The sequence below is a fragment of the SAR86 cluster bacterium genome (assembly GCA_023703675.1).
Classification (GTDB): domain Bacteria; phylum Pseudomonadota; class Gammaproteobacteria; order Magnimaribacterales; family AG-339-G14; genus AG-339-G14.
Window position 1 is genome coordinate 629,415 of record CP097974.1, and the last position, 16,385, is coordinate 645,799.

The window sequence follows — 16,385 nt, forward strand, 5'->3', positions numbered from 1 at the left end:
TTATATTAACAATTGATGATTTAATAAATTATTCTTTTAATTTAAACCCGGTTTCTATCCATTCAGTAATTCCACCTTTCAACGAAAATACTTTTTGATAGCCCATGTCTTGAAGAGTTTTTGCTCCAACTATAGATCTTACTCCTCTAGCGCAATACAGGACTATTTCCTCAGTTGGATCAGAGATATGTCCTTCGATATCTCTATCTAAAACACCTCGACCAATATGAATTGAATTTTCTATGACTCCAGTTTTAATTTCATTATCCTCACGGATATCTACCAATGAAAAATTGTATTTACTTTCTATTAAATGTTTTAGCTGGAAAATATCAATTTCTTGAACTTCTTTCGCAGCCTCGTTAACTAAATCGGAAAAACTTTTTTTCATATCAATTAGAAAAATATTTTTTTTTCGCAATTCTCACTAAAAAATAAAAAGGCGAAATAATTAAAATACAAACGAATAATTCTGCCCAAAAACTTAAATCGATTCGTGCCCGAATAAATGCCGCGATGTAAACACTTCCGAAGCCCATAATTCCATAAATTATAAAGAGAGGTACATCAATGTGAGATATTATTTTTTTCAGAAATTCCATTGGATAATCTATATTATTACAGATATTAATACTTAGGATTTAACAGAATGGATGATTTAAAAGATATTGTCTTTACTTATAAAGAACACACGGGTTATATAAAAATAAATAGACCTCCAAATAATTTTTTTGATTCTGATTTAATCCGTCAGATAGCAGATGTGCTTGAAGAGATGGATAAAAAACAAGATTGTCGCTCCATAATTCTTTACTCAGAAGGTAAACATTTTTGCGCAGGAGCTGATTTTTCAAGATCAAATTTTAAGAATGAGTCAGATGCTTACTCAGCTTTATATGATCAAGCTGTTAGATTATTTAGAACTAGTAAGCCAATAATTGCTGTTATTCAAGGTGCTGCAGTCGGTGGAGGCCTCGGAGTAGCTCTTGCTGCGGATTTTAGAATTGCTTGTAAGGAATCAAGGTTTAGTGCTAATTTTTCAAAGTTAGGATTCCATCAAGGATTTGGCACCACAATTACTTTGCCACGAGTCGTCGGTCATCAATTTGCTAAAAAAATGCTTTTAACGGCAACTCGTCTCAAAGGCGAGGAAGCAATGGCTTGCGGTCTCGCAGATTATTTAGTTGAACAAAAGGATTTAATGACTACTGCAGAAAATCTTGCCAAAGAAATTAATAGCTCTGGACCCTTAGGGGTTCAAGCCATTAGATTTACTATCAATGAAGGAATAGCCGACGAGATAGCTAAAATTGTGAAGTGGGAATTAGCAGAACAAGACAGGCTTAGAGAAACCTCAGATTTTAAAGAAGGTATCAAGGCTTCGCTTGAAAGAAGAGAGCCTAATTTTAAAGGCAACTAATTTTTTATTTTGAGTCTTAATTCGAAGTCTAAAGGACCTAAAGCTTCGTGTTTTTCTTTTAATTTTTTTACACGCTCAAAAGTTTCATCTGGCATAGGCGCAGATTTTCTTAGTTTCATATCAATGTGAATAAGCAAACATTCTGAAATTGCTGAAAGCTCTTTTTTCTCATTGAGTAAAATTGCTGCGTGGTGAATAATTTTTCGATTCACGTTAACAATTCTAAAACAAGGATAAATTTTATCGTTTAAGAGGTTTTCTTTTACATATCGTATATTTTCTTCAAGCGTAAATGTTGAATATGTCTCTCTAATTGTTTCTTCGTCCCAAGAGAACCCAAGGTCTTGATACAAGGGACCAGAACCTTCATCGAATATTTTCGAATAAAAAGCAACATTCATATGACCATTCATATCGCACATATCCTTAGATACAGTAACTAGATTGCCTTTATAGGGGAATTTATTTTCCATACAATAATTTTATGGCAGATGATAACTTACTTATTATTCTTGGCAACCAATTATTTCCTTTAGAAGAGATAAAGAAAACTGGTGCAAAAAAAATCTTCATGAAAGAAGATTTGGGTCTGTGTACAGATTTTAAACACCATAAACTCAAGATTTTATTTTTTTTAGGAGCTATGCGTGAATACAAGAAAAGTCTTGAAGCTAATGGTTTCGAAGTTTTTTATTTTGACATCGACACAAAAGAATTTGATACGTCCTACCTAGAATTATTAAAAAAAACGCTTCAAAAAAACTCGATTAATAATATTTTACATTTTGAAATTGAAGATAAAACTTTTGCAACTAAATTAGATAAATTTATTTCTTCAAACCAGATTAAATCAGTAAAAATTCCTACGCCTATGTTTTTGTGTGATAGAGAAGAATTCAAGGACTTTTTTGGAAATAAATCACTACGAATGGTTTCTTTTTATCAAATGATGAGGAAAAAATTAAACGTTTTAATGGAAAATGAAAAACCGATTGGAGGTAAATGGTCGTTTGATGACGAAAATAGAAAGAAACTTCCTAAAGAAATAGATGTTCCAATGCTTCCTGTATTTAAACATTCGAATGATATAGAAAAATTAAAAAACCAAATATCTTTAAAATTTAAAACACATTATGGAGATCTAGAAACGGTTTGGTTCCCAATGAATAGAAAGGATTCATTATTATGGCTAGACAATTTTCTTTTCTACAGATTTCATAATTTTGGAACTTATGAAGACGCGCTGCACACTGAGCATAATTTTATTTTTCACAGCGCCCTTAGCCCACTTCTTAATATAGGTTTATTGACTCCAAAAGAAGTTTTAGAAAGATCCATTTCATATGCTGCAAAAAATAAAATTCCTCTAAATTCACTCGAAGGATTTATAAGGCAAATAATTGGCTGGAGAGAATTTATTAGGGGTACTTATCACTTGAAAGGAAAAGAAGAAGAAAATTCAAACTTTTTCAGTCATTCAAAAAAACTGACAAAAGAATGGTATACAGGTGAAACAGGAATTCCGCCCTTAGATGATGCGATTAAAAATTGCCTGAAATTTGGCTTTACTCATCACATCCCGAGATTAATGATAATAAGTAATTTAATGACTTTGGCCCGAATAGATCCTAAGGAAATCTATAAATGGTTTATGGAAATGTTCATAGACTCCTCTGAGTGGGTAATGACTCCAAACGTTTTTGGAATGGGAACATTTGCAGATGGAGGAATTTTTGCTACCAAGCCGTATTCCTGCGGATCAAACTATCTTCTTAAAATGAGTAATTATAAAAAAGGAGATTGGTGTGATGTTGTAGACGGTCTTTACTGGAAATTTATGGAAGATAATATAGATTTTTTTAGGTCAAATCCGCGTCTATCAATCATCCCCAGATCGCTAGATAAAATGAAACCTGAGCGGAAAAAGAAAATCTTCAAAGAGGCTAATAATTTCTTTGAAACTTTTACAAAATGAAAAAAAATACCGCAGAAAAGATTTGTCCAGTCTGTGAAAAACCTTTCAGCTGGAGAAAAAAATGGAAAAAAAATTGGAGCGAAGTGAGATATTGCAGTGAAAGATGCAGAAGAAATAAAGCTAAGAAATAGAAATTACTACCTTTCCTATCAATTTTCTATCTTTTAAGTATTTTAAAGCCTCAAGCGAACGTTCAAAGCTAAAGATTTTGCAAATGTGAGGTTTCAATTTTCCTTCATTTGCTAAATTGTTAATGATGTCGATGTTTTCTTTTCCTAGATCTGGATTTTTTCTACCGTACTCTCCTGCTCTTACACCGATAACTGAAAAACCTTTGATAAGAGGATAATTTACTGGAAGATTTGAAATTCTGCCTCCCGCAAACCCTATGACCAAAAGTCTTCCACCCCAGTTAATACATCTTATTGATTCATCAAACACATCACCGCCTACGGGATCATAAATGACATCTGCTCCATTACCATTTGTTAATTCCTTTACTTCTTCTCTAAAAGAAGTTTTACCAGCTTCCAAAGTATTCACAATCTCGTCAGCCCCCCAAGATTTTACAATCTCTAGTTTTTCATCTGAAGTTCCAGTAGCTATCACTCGTGCACCGTAAAGTTTTCCAAGTTCTACAGCAGCCATACCTACCCCTCCAGTAGCTCCATGAACTAAAAGATTTTCTCCTTCCACTAAATTTCCTCTCCTAATTAAACCTACAAAAGCTGTTAAATAAACTGTTTTAAAAGCAGCAGCTTCTTCAAAAGAAAAAGATTTTGGTTTCTGTGAAAGCATAGATTCTGGCAGAACAATTTCTTTCGCAATCGCCCCATGCCCCCAACTTCCAAACATGACTTCATCCCCCTCCTTGAAAGTGCAAGATTGTGAACCAACTTCAGAGACAATTCCTGCCCCTTCCATTCCCAAAGCAAAAGGTAATTTGGGTTTATTTTGATATTTTCCCTGAGTCATTAATAAATCTGGGAAATTTAAAGAAGCGGCTTTTATTGAGACTTTTACAGAATTTTCTTCTACTGAAGAGATAGGTATTTTTTTAAAAGACAGTCCTTCAAAGTTATCTGAAAGATTTGAGCAAACAAATCCCTCAGTTAACTTTTGACTCATTAATCAGCAAGAAAAAATTATCCTTGCGCTGATTTTGATTTGATATTTTCTACGTTAGATTGAGCAGCCTGATGTTTACTTAATTCTATACGAGCCACTGTTCTTCTATGAACTTCGTCTGGACCATCAGCTAATCTTAAAGTTCTCATCCCTGCATACATTCTTGCTAAAGGAGTGTCTTGTGAGACACCTCCGCCGCCATGTATTTGAATTGCTTTATCAATTACTGAAAGTGCCATTTTAGGAACTGCTACTTTAATTTGAGCTATATCAGATTTAGCGATTTTATTTCCTAACTTATCCATGCGATCAGCGGCTCTATAAGTTAGTAATCTGCACATTTCTATTTCCATTCTACAATCCGCAATGATGTCGTAGTTTCCGCCTAACTCAGCTAATTGCTTCCCAAATGCAACTCTTTCAAGAGATCTTTTGCAAAGCAAGTCTAATGCTCTTTCGGCAACACCGATAGTTCTCATACAATGATGAATTCTTCCTGGGCCTAATCTTCCTTGAGCAATTTCAAATCCCCTTCCTTCACCTAAAATCATATTTGATTTAGGAACTCGGACGTTGGTAAATTTCATGTGAGCGTGTCCATGTGGAGCATCGTCATTGCCAAAAACCGTCATCATTCTCAAAATTTCAACTCCAGGAGTGTCCATTGGCACTAAAATTTGCGATTGTCTTTGGTGTTTTGGATTGTCTGGATTTGAAACCCCCATGAAGATAATAATCTTACATCTTGGATCTCCAGCTCCAGAAGTCCACCATTTTTCTCCGTTGATGACATATTCATCGCCATCTTCAACAATAGAGCTCGAAATATTGGTTGCATCTGAAGAAGCTACATTTGGCTCAGTCATTCCAAAAGCAGATCTTATTTCACCGGCAAGTAGAGGCTCCAACCATTCTTTTTTTTGTTCATCCGTTCCATATTTATCAAGAACTTCCATATTTCCAGTGTCTGGGGCCGAACAATTGAAAACTTCTGAAGCAATTCCTACAGTTCCCATTAACTCTGACAAAGGTGCATACTCAAGATTAGTCAAACCATAGCCGTATTCTGATTCTGGTAAAAACAAATTCCACAGGCCTGCCTTTTGAGCTTTCGCCTTTAATTCATCTAAAATAGGAGGTTGTTCCCATCTTTTACCGTTAGCACTCATTTCTTCGTGTTGCTGATGATAAGTCTTTTCACCTTCATAAAGGTGATCGTCCATAAATTGCTGGATTTTGCTTAATAATTCTTTAGTTTTGTCTGAATGTTCGAAATTCATAGTTTATTCTCCAATTGTGTTAGAAATTTTACACATTTCCTTAAAAATTAGTATATTTATTAAGTTATAAAACCATACTAAATGATTAATTCTCTCGATCGAATTTCTGTCGCGACAAGTGATCTAGAAAGATCCAAAAAAATTTTTAATGATTTCTTTGATTCTTCACCTGCATTTGAGGTGGAAGAGAAAAATATTGGTTACAAAAGTTTAATTTATAATTTTGAAAATACTCGACTTGAATTAATAAGTCATTTAGAAAGCAAAGAAAACTCAGAGTTATCTAATTTTTTTTATGATAATCCAAATGGTGGCTTGTTTGGATTTTCTCTTAGATGTGAAAATAAAGAAATCTTTGAAAAAATGAAAGAATCCTCGACCATTGAAGTTGTAGAAACAACCGAAGGAAACAAAATAACTTTTCAAACAAATGATCTAAAGCAATCAAAAAAATTTAAGCTTTCTTTAAATCATTACGATTCTCCATTACCAAATAAAAACATAGATTCTGATTTATTCGCTTTAGACCATTTAGTAGTCACAACCAATAATGGAGATAACTTGATCAATTTATATAAAGAAAAATTAGGAATTAGACTTGCGCTTGATCAAATGGTAGAAGAATGGGGAGGTAGAATGTTATTTTTCAGAACAGGCCACGCAACCATAGAAGTTATTGATAACAAAGTTCCAGGAGAAGATAACTTTTGGGGTCTTGCTTGGAAGACAAAAAATATTGAAAAGACTTGTGAGAGGCTAGCTGAAAAAAATCTAAATGTAAGTGAAGTTAGAAAAGGCAGAAAAAAAGATACCTTAGTAGCGACAGTTAAATTTGATGAAATTAAAATACCCACCCTTTTAGTTGAACATTTAGAATAATTTACTTTTTAATTAGGTATTTTTTAAAGCTTCTCTCCGCTAATTTACCTCTCATTAAACTAACTTCATAAGAGTTCTTATGCTCTCTAAAACTTACTGACTTAAAAATATTTTCATTTTTGATATGTAATGCCGCTCCTCCATCAACGGCAAAGATTTTTTTTACTTTCTTAGACATAATCATTTTTTTTACTGTCGGCCTTCTTTCTGGTTCCTCATCGTAGTGGGGACAGCAAGTTCCTTTAATAATATTCATGCAGGGCATTATTTTTAAATTTGAACTCCATGAATCAGTAATTCCGTTTTGAAACCAGCAAATGGCGCCAGCACTCACGCCGCTCATCACAATTCCATCTTTATATCCTTTCTTTAAAATCTTATCCAAACCCCATTCTCTCCATACAGCTAACATACTTTTTGTGTTTCCGCCGCCGACAAAGATTGCATCTTGATTTGAAATTAATCTTTTTAAGTCGGGTGTTCTTTTAAAAAAATCTAAATGTGAAGGATTACATTTTAGTTTTGAAAAAGTTGCATAAAAATTTACTTTATAGGCTTCATTGTCACCAGTTGCAGTAGGAATAAAGCAAATATTAGGATTCTTTTTTTTTGTTTGCTTGAGAATGTATTCTTCAATGATACCTTCGCCTGGATCACGGCCAAAACCACCACCTCCAATCGCAACGATATTTCGTTCTCTAACCATAATTACTCATGGTGCGGATAGAGGGAGTCGAACCCCCACACCTTTCGGCACTGGTACCTAAAACCAGCGTGTCTACCAATTCCACCATATCCGCATAAAAGGATTGCTAAATTAATCTATTCTGGACTGCTATTCAAGTCAGAGGAATTTAATTCTTTGTCTATATCAAGTAATCGCTGATTTATCTGAATTCTATAAGCATCTATTGAGTCGATGGCTTCAAAAAGTTCATTAAATTTCTGATCATAGATGCCTGTGCTTAATTCAAGAGAAGACAATTTTGCCAATCTACCCTGAACTTCTGAAATTGAAACGTTTAACTTCTCCATTCTATTTTTTATTTCATCAAAATTTTGGTTGGTAGTATTAGTAGCTTCCGTGATCTCGTTCACTCTTGTTTCTAGCAAAGAAATATTTTTTTTATTTCTTTTATTACTCAGGTCCCATAATTTTCTAATTTCTGAATTAAGCAACTTAATATCTTGCAAAATACTTCCAACTCTCTCTTCGGAACTATTATTTTGATTTAATACACTTTCTTCAATACTAATTAACCTAGAATTAATTTGATTTAAGTTTTCTTGTTGTTGCGTTAATCCACTATAAAACCAATAAAAGAAGAAAATAAATAGCGATAGAAAAATCAAAGGCAATACTAATGATCGCGGTGGTACTTGAGAAGATGCAAATATTTTTCTGGTGACTAAGCCCCTATCTGATAGCTTATTTGCTTTTAATTTGTCCTGATTCATTGTAGATTTGTATTTTATAGAAATAACATTTCAAAGGGAGAAAAAATGAATTTTGAATTTTCAGACGAACAGATGGCGATGAAAGAGGAAGTTAAAAAACTTCTCGACAAAGAAAATTCCTTAAAAAGAAATAGAACAGTACTTGAAGGTGAGGAAAAATTTGACAAAGAGTTATGGGACTCTTTAGTTGCAATGGGTTTGACAGCAGTAACTATTCCTGAGGAATACGGCGGTATTGGTATGGGCTATCTAGAACTATGTGTCATTGCTGAAGAATTAGGAAGAGCGATCGCTCCCGTGCCCTATTCCTCAAGTGTCTATTTAGCAACTACAGCTATTTTAAATTGCGCTGATGAAGAGCTAAAAAAAGAATATTTACCTAAACTTGCGTCAGGAGAGATCATTGGTACATTTGCCCATGCTGAAAGTTCTGGATTCCCACTAGAAAAAAGTATTAATTGTAAATATACGGCAGGAAAAATTTCTGGTTCAAAAGCAGCCGTTCCAGATGCTGACATTGCTGATTTTGTAATTGTTTCTGCTAAAAATGAATCTGGAGTGGGGTTGTATTTAATTGATTTAAATACAGATAAAATAAAAATTTCATCTCTAGATACTTTTGATCCATCAAGATCACATGCAAATTTAGATATATCTGAAGCTGATGCAAAAGAGCTTGTTTCAGATGGTTGGCTGGAAATTGAAAAAATCCTTGATCAATCAGCAGTTTTGTTTTCATTTGAACAAATCGGTGGTGCAGAAGCGGCAATGAATATGGCAAAAGATTATGCTCAAGGGAGGTATGCTTTTGGGCGATCCATTGCTTCATTTCAAGCCATCAAACATAAGGTTGCTGATATGTATATTTCTTTGCAATTGGCTAGATCAAATTGTTATTTCGGAGCTTGGGCTTTATCTAATGAAGCTGCCGAGCTTCCCACTGCTGCTGCAACTGCTCGAGTAAGTGCCACAAAGGCATTTTATGAATGTTCCAAAGAAAACATTCAGACTCATGGCGGTATGGGTGCGACTTGGGAATTTGATTGTCATTTGTTTTATCGAAGATCTAGACTACTTGCTAGTAACATAGGTAGCCAGGGAGTTTGGAAAGAAAAGCTCATTTCTTCGATAGAAAAAAGTAATTTACAGATATAATGTTCAGTTATACAGCTAGTAATTATTTTAATAAATTGTTTAACTAAGTTTTAAAAGAGGAAATTATGGATTTTAACGATACTCAAGAAGAAGCAAAATTTAGAAAGGAAGCCTCTGAATGGCTTAAAACAAATTTCGAGAAATTTGACAGTGAAAGATCAGCCACTGACAAATCTTCAAAATCTTCTGCAGAACCTAGCAAAACACCTATGGACGAGAGTAAGTCTCTCGAATTAGCAAAAAAATGGCAAACCATAAAGTACGATGCAGGATGGGCTTGTTTACATTGGCCCAAAGATTATGGAGGTAGAGATGCAACTCCGATTGAAAGAGTAATATGGTCTCAAGAAGAATCTAAGTTCCCTATCCCAGGAGGCTTCTTCGAAATTGGTCAAGGTATGGCTGGCCCAGTAATGATGATGTATGCCACTGAAGAACAAAAGAAAGAACATTTACCTCCTATGGCTAAAGGAGAAAAAATATGGTGTCAATTATTTAGTGAGCCTGGCGCAGGTTCAGATTTAGCTGGTATCAAAACAAAAGCAGAATTAGATGGCGACACTTGGACAATAAATGGTCAAAAGGTTTGGACTTCAGGAGCACACTACTCAGATTGGGGTATTTTGGTTACTAGAAGCGACTTTGACGCTCCTAAACACAAAGGTCTAACCTATTTCTTTCTTGATATGAAATCTCCAGGAATAGAAATTCGCCCGATTAAACAAATTAATGGTGGTGCAAACTTTAATGAAGTTTACTTTACCGATGTTAAAATACCTGATTCACAAAGACTTGGAGATGTTGGAGACGGTTGGCGAGTAGCATTGACTACACTTATGAATGAACGTCTCGCTGTTGGCGATGCTTCTGGTGTAGACTTTAAAGAAATCTTCGAACTAGCAAAAGAAAACGATTTTTATGGCGAACCAGCAGTTAAAAACTCAGCTGTTAGGGAAAAACTTGCCGATTGGTATTGTGAATATTCGGGCTTAAAAAATACAAAGATGAGAAGAATTTCTGCTTTGTCTAAAGGAGAAACTCCTGGACCAGAGGCTTCGATCACAAAGATTGTGAGCGCAAACAAGCTTCAAGATATTGCAAATTTTGGAATGGATATTCTTGATCAAGCTGGAATTAATAGTGATGGCAATATGAAATATCACGGTAGTCTTCTAGGCGCCCCTTTGATTAGAATTGCGGGCGGTACAGATGAAATATTAAGGAATATTATTGCTGAACAAGTCCTTGGCATGCCACAAGACGTTAGATTGGACAAAAACGTGCCATTCAACGAAATTCCTACTGGCGACAAATCTAATTAAATAGAAAATAGAAAGGATTTCGTAATCTATTTTTGCAGCCTCTAAATTGCTGCTTGTATCTATCGGCTGAGCGTTGGACCTTATCTCCAATATCAGTTAGCCAAGGTTTAGATTTATAAGATCCTCGTTTAAAACCACCCGGTCCTTCGTGATACGCTAAATAGAGCAATCTAGCGTTATCAATGGGTATACCAAGATTTTTACTATTTCTTTTATTGTACCAACCAATGAAGTCTACAGAATCCGCAAAATTCGTTCTTGATACAAAGTTTCTTCCTGTTTCTTTTTTGTATAGATCCCAAGTACCGTCTACAACTTGGGCGTAACCATAAGCGCTACTCTTTCTTTTCCAAGGAATTAATCCAAAAAATATTCTTTCCCTTTCAGGTTTAGCTCCTTGTTGAAATCCTGATTCTTGCTTGATAAAAGCCATAGTAATTGAAGGAGCGATATCCCACCTTTTATAAGTCTTAATAGACGCTCTATACCAGCTTCTTTTTTCATCAAATATTTCACATATGTTATTTGGACTTTTGGGTGGAGAAGTTACGCAAGAACTCATAACTAAAATTACTAAAAATAATTGAAATATTCTCATGTTTTATCAATAAATGATTCTAAGTTTTCGTCAGAAATAATCTTAATATTTAATTTATTCGCTTTCGATAATTTGGAACCTGAATCTTCTCCGGCAATGAGGAAGTCAGTTTTTGCTGAAACGCTGTTAGTTACTTTAGCCCCCATTAATTCTAATCGCCCTTTTAAATCCTCTCTAGAATACTGTGACAATTTGCCAGTGATGACAATAATCTTATTTGTTAAATGACTTAATGTAGGTTTATTTTGCAATTTAAGTTTTAAACCAAGCTTCAAAAATTCATTTAATATTTTTTTATTATCGGTGTTAGAAAAAAAATTTTCTAGATTTGTAGCAGCGACTTCACCCACATCATCAACCTGTATAAAATCATCGTACTTAGCCGTTTGAATTGAATTTAAATTATTGAAGTATTTTGATAAGTTTTTAGAGGTTTCTAACCCAATTTCCTTAATGCCTAAAGCATAAACAAATCTATGTAAGTCGGTTATCAAACTACTATTAATTGAATCCAATAACTTATCGGTAGACTTGCTAGCAAATCCCTCTAAATCGATAATTTGCGATTTAGATAGTTTATAAAGGTCAGTAACTGATTTTAAAAAACCTTTTTCAACAAACACATCAATTGTTCTTTGACCAAGTCCTTCAATATCCATAGCATTCCTTGAAACAAAATGTTTTAAAGTTTCTTTGAACTGAGAAAATCCAAAACAATTTTGGTCTGTTGTTTTCAATTTATTGCAATCTAACAATGGTGTATTGGATTCAAAAAAGTTTATTGGTTCTTTACAAGTTGGACAATGACTTGGGGGAAGCACTTTTTTTGCAGCTGCTTTTCTCTCATTAATTAAAACTTCAGTAACCTTTGGAATTACGTCCCCAGCTCTTATTATTTTTACATAATCATTTTGTCTTACGTCTAATCTTTTCACTTCATCCATGTTGTGAAGAGTTGCATTTGATATAGTCACCCCTCCAATTTTAACTGGCTCTAAATTTGCAACTGGAGTCAATGCGCCAGTTCTTCCCATTTGGAAAGAAATTGAAATGATTTTGCTTTCTCCTTCTTCAGCAGCGAATTTTTTTGCAATTGCCCATCTTGGAGATCTTGAAGATGCTCCCAACCTATTTTGTAACAATTTGTCATTGACCTTAATTACTATTCCATCAATTTCATAATTTAATTTATTTCTTTTTGTGGTGAGATGACTTATATAACTATTTACTTCTTCAATATTTTTACAAAGTTTGTAATCATCAGAAGTTGGTAACCCCCAATCTTGAAACGTCTCGACCATATCAGCTTGTGTTTCGAAAAAACCTCCTTCTGAAATGAATCCGACGCTATGACAGTAAATGTTTAAAGGCCGTTTAGATGCAATGGATGAATCTAACTGTCTAACGCTTCCGGCGACAAAATTTCTTGGATTTGCAAATACCTTTTGGTTACTTTTTTTGAAAGTATTATTTAAGGATTTAAAGTCTGAAATATTAATGAAAATTTCACCTCTAATTTCAATTTTTTTTGGGATTTTTCTATTTTCAGAACTTAACTTAGTAGGTATGCCTTTAATAGTTAAGACATTATGAGTTACATCCTCTCCTATTGCCCCGTCTCCTCTTGTGCCAGCTTTTATTAAAACCCCATCTTCATAAAGCAAGCTTATCGCTATACCGTCAATTTTTGGTTCAACAATATAATCAAATAGAACCATACCTTTTAATTTATTTATATTTCTTTTTTCAAAGTCAAAAAGATCTTGTACATCAAAAGCATTGTCTAAAGAAAGCATAGGTAGTTCATGCACAAATTCTTTTAATTCAGATAATTTCACCCCTCCTACTTGGTTGGTAGGTGAATCAGATACATCTAAAAAAGAATGTTTTGATTCTAGTTCTTTAAGTTTTTTAAAAAGAAGATCATATTCTCTATCACTGATTTCCGGTGCATCATCGACATGATATTTATCGTTATGATAGGTTATTTCTTTTTTGAGATCAGTGTGTTGATTTTTGATATCTCGCTTAGATACCATTGATTAAGATAGGTTATTTAAGTCAAATTCTTCAGCCATTTGAGAATAATGCTCAACCATTTGTTGTGTCAATACATTTCTGTCGTAATCAAGTATTTGAGATGAGAATTGTTTTGCCACTAGTTCTGAAAATTTAATCAGCTCTGCTAGAGCATTTACTGAATTAGTCTTTGGTCTCATCGAATAAATCAAAGTCATTACATTGGTAGAAATTATGTCTTCTTCTAGTGAAAACTTTCCAGGATTTAGTCCGTTTACAAAAAGAAAATTGTTTTCCTCTTCTAAATTAATTTTGAACCATCCACCCTCATCTGAAAAATCAAAGTCTGAATTTTTAAGAAAGTGAATGAGAGGTTCATACTCGAAAACATTTTCCTCAGCTTCAAGGTGAATTGTTATTAAATCTGTCTTTTCATTGGATTTAAAAACTGAATCATAATTATCTGATTCTATCGATTCATCATAGTCATCTGATATTTCTTCATCAATGGACGCTTGGTTTTTGTCAATTTTTTCTTCTGATGTCTGAACTGGCTCAAATAACTCTCTGGAATTAACTTTTTTGTTTATTTCTATCGAAGCTTTTTTTCCAAAAAAAAGTCTTCTGAACATTAACAACAAGGTGATGGAAATTATGATTCCTAACAATAAAATTATAATTTCATTTATGCTCATTAAACTGCTGCCATTTTGATAGCTTCTTCAATATCTACTGTAACTAGTCTAGATACACCGGGTTCTTGCATTGTAACACCGATTAAATGCTTACTTTTTTCCATAGAAATTTTGTTATGAGTCACAAATATAAATTGAACTCTATCTGACATTTCTTCAACCATCGAAATAAATCTTGAAGTATTGAAGTCATCTAAAGGTGCATCTATTTCGTCGAGGATACAAAAAGGAGCTGGGTTTAAAGAAAAGAAAGAAAACACTAAAGCTATAGATGAGAGAGCTTTTTCGCCTCCAGAAAGTTGTGACACATTTACATTTTTTTTACCGGGAGGCATCGCTTTAAAGATAATTCCAGTATCTAAAATGTCGTCTGAAGTAGTTTCTAATTGAGCATGGCCGCCACCAAAAAGTTTAGGGAAAAGTTCTCCAATTTTGATGTTTAAGCTGTCATACGTATCTTTGAATAAAGTTTTAGACTCCTGATCAATTTTTCTTATTGCATTCTCTAAAGTTTTTAACGCACTCTCTAATTCTTCGGTTTGATTGTCTATTTCTTTTTTTCTTTCTTCTTCAAGTTTATATTCTTCTGTTGCTGCTAAATTAATTGGGCCAATCCTTTCAATTAAATGTTCAACTTTTGTAATTTGTTCAATATAGTTTTCTTCGGTATCTTCTGTGGTAATTTCATTAAGTAAAGTTTTAATATCATGACCGTCTTTTTCTAGTTGTTTCAGATATATTTCTGCCTCAGAAAGATAACCTTGTCTATTAATTTTTGAGTCTTGAGAGTCTCGTTTGATTTTCTCAGCATTTAAATCGCAATCATGGGAAGCTCTTTCTAGAGATCTAATCTCTTCAGACAACTTTGAGAATTCGTTTCTAATTTCCATTAAAGAATCCTCAACATTACTTCTTGACTCTAAGAGAGGTTTTATTTCCACCTCGAGGGTTTTAATGGGTACTTCCAAAGATTCGATTTCTTTTTGTGTATTAATTAAAAGCCTTTTTTTCATTTCTTCTTCTTTGTTCATAGAATCTTGATCACTTGTTACCTGAGCGATTTTTACTTTTAAATTAGTTATTTCAGAGCTGAGACTTAGCAATTTATCTTTTTGCACGACAAATTTTTCTTCTTGTTCTGATGTTTGATTTTCAATTGCATCAACTAGCTTTTTCATTTTGTCGTCGAATTTGATTATTGAAGAGTAAATTTGATCTAAAGAATTAGGGCTAAATTTAGAAAAATTATTTTTGTGGTTAGCCAAATTTGATTTTACATCCTCTAACTCTAAGAGGATCTGTTTAGCCAGAAATATTGGAGATAGAGCTCCATCTATCTCAGAAATGGAAGCATCCATTCTTTCAAGCAGCGGCTCCTTTTCTTTTAGATTTATTTTAAGCTCATCTAAAGCTTTACTGTTAACATCTTTTTGACTGGTAAAAGTTTTTAATTCATTTTCAAGATTTTCTTTTTGAATAGCCAACTCGTTTTTTTTATTTTTTTGAAAAATTAATTCTTGCTCAGATTTAGAGAGTTTTGCGCCGCTAGAATAAAACTCCTCTTGTGCTTTATTTATTTCAGTCTGAATTTCATCTTGCCTTACTTTTGATTTATCAATTTTGGTTTGAATTTCTTGTTTTTTAGAATTTATTTTTTCAATTTCCAAATCCGTTTCCTTAATCGAAATGTTTAGTTTGGCAGCGGCTTCATTTTTTTCTTGCCAGTTGAAAGCTTTCAACAATGAATTCAATTTCTGTTCCTTCTTTTTTAAGTCGTTGTATCTCTCTGCTGATTTTACTTGCTGCTTTAGTTTTAATAATTGACGATCAATTTCATCACTTATGTCTGAGACTCTGTTTATATTTTCTTTCGTTCTTTTAATTCTGGATTCTGTTTCTTTTCTTCTTTCTTTGTAAACAGAGATACCTGCAACTTCTTCTATGTATGCTCTAAGTTCTTCTGGCTTCGAACTAATCAATTTAGTAGCCATTTCTTGCTCTATGACAGCATAGCTTCTTGGTCCCAATCCAGTTCCAAGAAAGATATCGGTTATATCTTTTCTTCTACACTCAGAATTATTTAAGTAATAAGTAGATTTACCATCTATATCTACAGTTCTTTTGACGCTAATTTCTGAATAGGACGAAAACTCGCCACCAATTCTTCCATCTCCATTATCAAACAATAATTCGACGGAGGCCCTTGCAGAAGGTGCTCTTGAGGAGGATCCGTTGAAGATAATGTCTGCCATTGAGTCTCCTCTTAAATTTTTGGCAGATATCTCCCCCATTACCCATCGAACTGCATCAATAATATTTGATTTACCGCAACCATTTGGACCAACAACTCCTGACATTTCGCTGGGGAAGGAAATCTTCGTTGGATCAACGAAAGATTTAAAACCAGATAGGCTAATGTTTTTTAACCTCATATTTATATGAAAGTCTTATTTTAT

At 33.6% G+C, this 16,385-nt stretch carries 16 protein-coding genes and 1 tRNA gene; 6 read left to right on the forward strand and 11 right to left on the reverse strand.

The window, feature by feature from the left end:
* Positions 1 to 28: 28 nt before the first annotated feature.
* Positions 29 to 391: a rhodanese-like domain-containing protein gene (locus tag M9C82_03135; GenBank protein ID URQ72965.1), complete on the reverse strand. Its 363-nt coding sequence runs from the start codon at positions 389 to 391 to the stop codon at positions 29 to 31.
* 258 nt (positions 392 to 649) lie between these two features.
* Here M9C82_03135 and M9C82_03140 point away from each other — a divergent pair, with 258 nt between their 5' ends.
* Positions 650 to 1,420: an enoyl-CoA hydratase/isomerase family protein gene (locus M9C82_03140; protein URQ72966.1), complete on the forward strand. Its 771-nt coding sequence runs from the start codon at positions 650 to 652 to the stop codon at positions 1,418 to 1,420.
* On the opposite strand, the gene M9C82_03145 is transcribed toward M9C82_03140, so the two are convergent.
* Entirely contained in the window at positions 1,417 to 1,893 is a 477-nt protein-coding gene (locus M9C82_03145; GenBank protein URQ72967.1) for a thioesterase family protein, read from the reverse strand. The genes M9C82_03140 and M9C82_03145 overlap by 4 nt on opposite strands.
* Positions 1,894 to 1,904: 11 nt before the next feature.
* Between M9C82_03145 and M9C82_03150 the strand changes: the two genes are divergently transcribed.
* A complete protein-coding gene (locus tag M9C82_03150; GenBank protein URQ72968.1) occupies positions 1,905 to 3,395 on the forward strand; it encodes a cryptochrome/photolyase family protein in 1,491 nt (496 codons plus the stop codon).
* Complete coding sequence (locus tag M9C82_03155) at positions 3,392 to 3,526, forward strand: DUF2256 domain-containing protein (protein URQ72969.1); 135 nt, start codon at positions 3,392 to 3,394, stop codon at positions 3,524 to 3,526. The genes M9C82_03150 and M9C82_03155 overlap by 4 nt, the downstream gene beginning before the upstream one ends.
* Here the strand turns inward: M9C82_03155 and M9C82_03160 are convergent.
* Positions 3,516 to 4,523, reverse strand: coding sequence for an NADPH:quinone oxidoreductase family protein (locus tag M9C82_03160; GenBank protein ID URQ72970.1), 1,008 nt, complete (start codon positions 4,521 to 4,523; stop codon positions 3,516 to 3,518). The genes M9C82_03155 and M9C82_03160 overlap by 11 nt on opposite strands.
* A 17-nt stretch (positions 4,524 to 4,540) precedes the next feature.
* A complete protein-coding gene (locus M9C82_03165; GenBank protein ID URQ72971.1) occupies positions 4,541 to 5,803 on the reverse strand; it encodes an acyl-CoA dehydrogenase family protein in 1,263 nt (420 codons plus the stop codon).
* An 81-nt stretch (positions 5,804 to 5,884) separates the two neighbouring features.
* On the opposite strand from M9C82_03165, the gene M9C82_03170 reads away from it, so the two are divergent.
* Positions 5,885 to 6,682 (forward strand): VOC family protein, encoded by a 798-nt coding sequence (locus M9C82_03170; protein URQ72972.1) that lies wholly within the window; start codon positions 5,885 to 5,887, stop codon positions 6,680 to 6,682.
* A 1-nt stretch (position 6,683) separates the two neighbouring features.
* Here M9C82_03170 and M9C82_03175 read toward each other — a convergent pair whose 3' ends face one another.
* The 3 genes from M9C82_03175 to M9C82_03185 form a co-directional block, all read right to left on the reverse strand.
* Positions 6,684 to 7,388, reverse strand: coding sequence for a peptidase E (locus M9C82_03175; GenBank protein URQ72973.1), 705 nt, complete (start codon positions 7,386 to 7,388; stop codon positions 6,684 to 6,686).
* A 9-nt stretch (positions 7,389 to 7,397) separates the two neighbouring features.
* Positions 7,398 to 7,482, reverse strand: a tRNA-Leu gene (locus tag M9C82_03180).
* Positions 7,483 to 7,504: 22 nt separating this feature from the next.
* Positions 7,505 to 8,140, reverse strand: a complete 636-nt coding sequence (locus M9C82_03185; GenBank protein ID URQ72974.1) for a hypothetical protein — start codon at positions 8,138 to 8,140, stop codon at positions 7,505 to 7,507.
* 45 nt (positions 8,141 to 8,185) lie between these two features.
* Between M9C82_03185 and M9C82_03190 the strand changes: the two genes are divergently transcribed.
* Both M9C82_03190 and M9C82_03195 read left to right on the forward strand, forming a co-directional pair.
* Positions 8,186 to 9,295 (forward strand): acyl-CoA/acyl-ACP dehydrogenase, encoded by a 1,110-nt coding sequence (locus M9C82_03190; protein URQ72975.1) that lies wholly within the window; start codon positions 8,186 to 8,188, stop codon positions 9,293 to 9,295.
* A 65-nt stretch (positions 9,296 to 9,360) separates the two neighbouring features.
* Positions 9,361 to 10,617 carry an acyl-CoA dehydrogenase family protein gene (locus M9C82_03195; protein ID URQ72976.1) on the forward strand — a complete coding sequence of 419 codons (1,257 nt, stop codon included), beginning with the start codon at positions 9,361 to 9,363 and terminating at the stop codon, positions 10,615 to 10,617.
* On the opposite strand, the gene M9C82_03200 is transcribed toward M9C82_03195, so the two are convergent.
* The 4 genes from M9C82_03200 to M9C82_03215 all read right to left on the reverse strand — a co-directional run bounded on the left by M9C82_03200 (position 10,610) and on the right by M9C82_03215 (position 16,361).
* On the reverse strand, positions 10,610 to 11,179 hold the full coding sequence (locus M9C82_03200) for a transglycosylase SLT domain-containing protein (GenBank protein URQ72977.1): 570 nt from the start codon (positions 11,177 to 11,179) through the stop codon (positions 10,610 to 10,612). The two genes, M9C82_03195 and M9C82_03200, sit on opposite strands and share 8 nt — an antisense overlap.
* A gap of 32 nt (positions 11,180 to 11,211) precedes the next feature.
* The gene (gene ligA / locus M9C82_03205; protein URQ72978.1) at positions 11,212 to 13,254 is read right to left on the reverse strand and encodes an NAD-dependent DNA ligase LigA; all 2,043 of its coding nucleotides are present in this window, start codon (positions 13,252 to 13,254) and stop codon (positions 11,212 to 11,214) included.
* Between the two features lie 3 nt (positions 13,255 to 13,257).
* Positions 13,258 to 13,866, reverse strand: coding sequence for a hypothetical protein (locus M9C82_03210; GenBank protein URQ72979.1), 609 nt, complete (start codon positions 13,864 to 13,866; stop codon positions 13,258 to 13,260).
* A gap of 62 nt (positions 13,867 to 13,928) precedes the next feature.
* On the reverse strand, positions 13,929 to 16,361 hold the full coding sequence (locus M9C82_03215; GenBank protein URQ72980.1) for an AAA family ATPase: 2,433 nt from the start codon (positions 16,359 to 16,361) through the stop codon (positions 13,929 to 13,931).
* Between the last annotated feature and the right edge of the window lie 24 nt (positions 16,362 to 16,385).

Bases quoted from the DNA above. Each gene is read 5' to 3' on its own strand.
- M9C82_03195 (URQ72976.1), top strand. From the start codon at position 9,361: ATGGATTTTAACGATACTCAAGAAGAAGCAAAATTTAGAAAGGAAGCC.
- M9C82_03170 (URQ72972.1), top strand. From the start codon at position 5,885: ATGATTAATTCTCTCGATCGAATTTCTGTCGCGACAAGTGATCTAGAA.
- M9C82_03215 (URQ72980.1), bottom strand. From the start codon at position 16,361: ATGAGGTTAAAAAACATTAGCCTATCTGGTTTTAAATCTTTCGTTGAT.
- M9C82_03155 (URQ72969.1), top strand. From the start codon at position 3,392: ATGAAAAAAAATACCGCAGAAAAGATTTGTCCAGTCTGTGAAAAACCT.
- M9C82_03175 (URQ72973.1), bottom strand. From the start codon at position 7,388: ATGGTTAGAGAACGAAATATCGTTGCGATTGGAGGTGGTGGTTTTGGC.
- M9C82_03145 (URQ72967.1), bottom strand. From the start codon at position 1,893: ATGGAAAATAAATTCCCCTATAAAGGCAATCTAGTTACTGTATCTAAG.
- M9C82_03210 (URQ72979.1), bottom strand. From the start codon at position 13,866: ATGTTCAGAAGACTTTTTTTTGGAAAAAAAGCTTCGATAGAAATAAAC.
- M9C82_03150 (URQ72968.1), top strand. From the start codon at position 1,905: ATGGCAGATGATAACTTACTTATTATTCTTGGCAACCAATTATTTCCT.
- M9C82_03135 (URQ72965.1), bottom strand. From the start codon at position 391: ATGAAAAAAAGTTTTTCCGATTTAGTTAACGAGGCTGCGAAAGAAGTT.
- M9C82_03185 (URQ72974.1), bottom strand. From the start codon at position 8,140: ATGAATCAGGACAAATTAAAAGCAAATAAGCTATCAGATAGGGGCTTA.
- M9C82_03165 (URQ72971.1), bottom strand. From the start codon at position 5,803: ATGAATTTCGAACATTCAGACAAAACTAAAGAATTATTAAGCAAAATC.
- ligA (URQ72978.1), bottom strand. From the start codon at position 13,254: ATGGTATCTAAGCGAGATATCAAAAATCAACACACTGATCTCAAAAAA.
- M9C82_03200 (URQ72977.1), bottom strand. From the start codon at position 11,179: ATGAGTTCTTGCGTAACTTCTCCACCCAAAAGTCCAAATAACATATGT.
- M9C82_03140 (URQ72966.1), top strand. From the start codon at position 650: ATGGATGATTTAAAAGATATTGTCTTTACTTATAAAGAACACACGGGT.
- M9C82_03160 (URQ72970.1), bottom strand. From the start codon at position 4,523: ATGAGTCAAAAGTTAACTGAGGGATTTGTTTGCTCAAATCTTTCAGAT.
- M9C82_03190 (URQ72975.1), top strand. From the start codon at position 8,186: ATGAATTTTGAATTTTCAGACGAACAGATGGCGATGAAAGAGGAAGTT.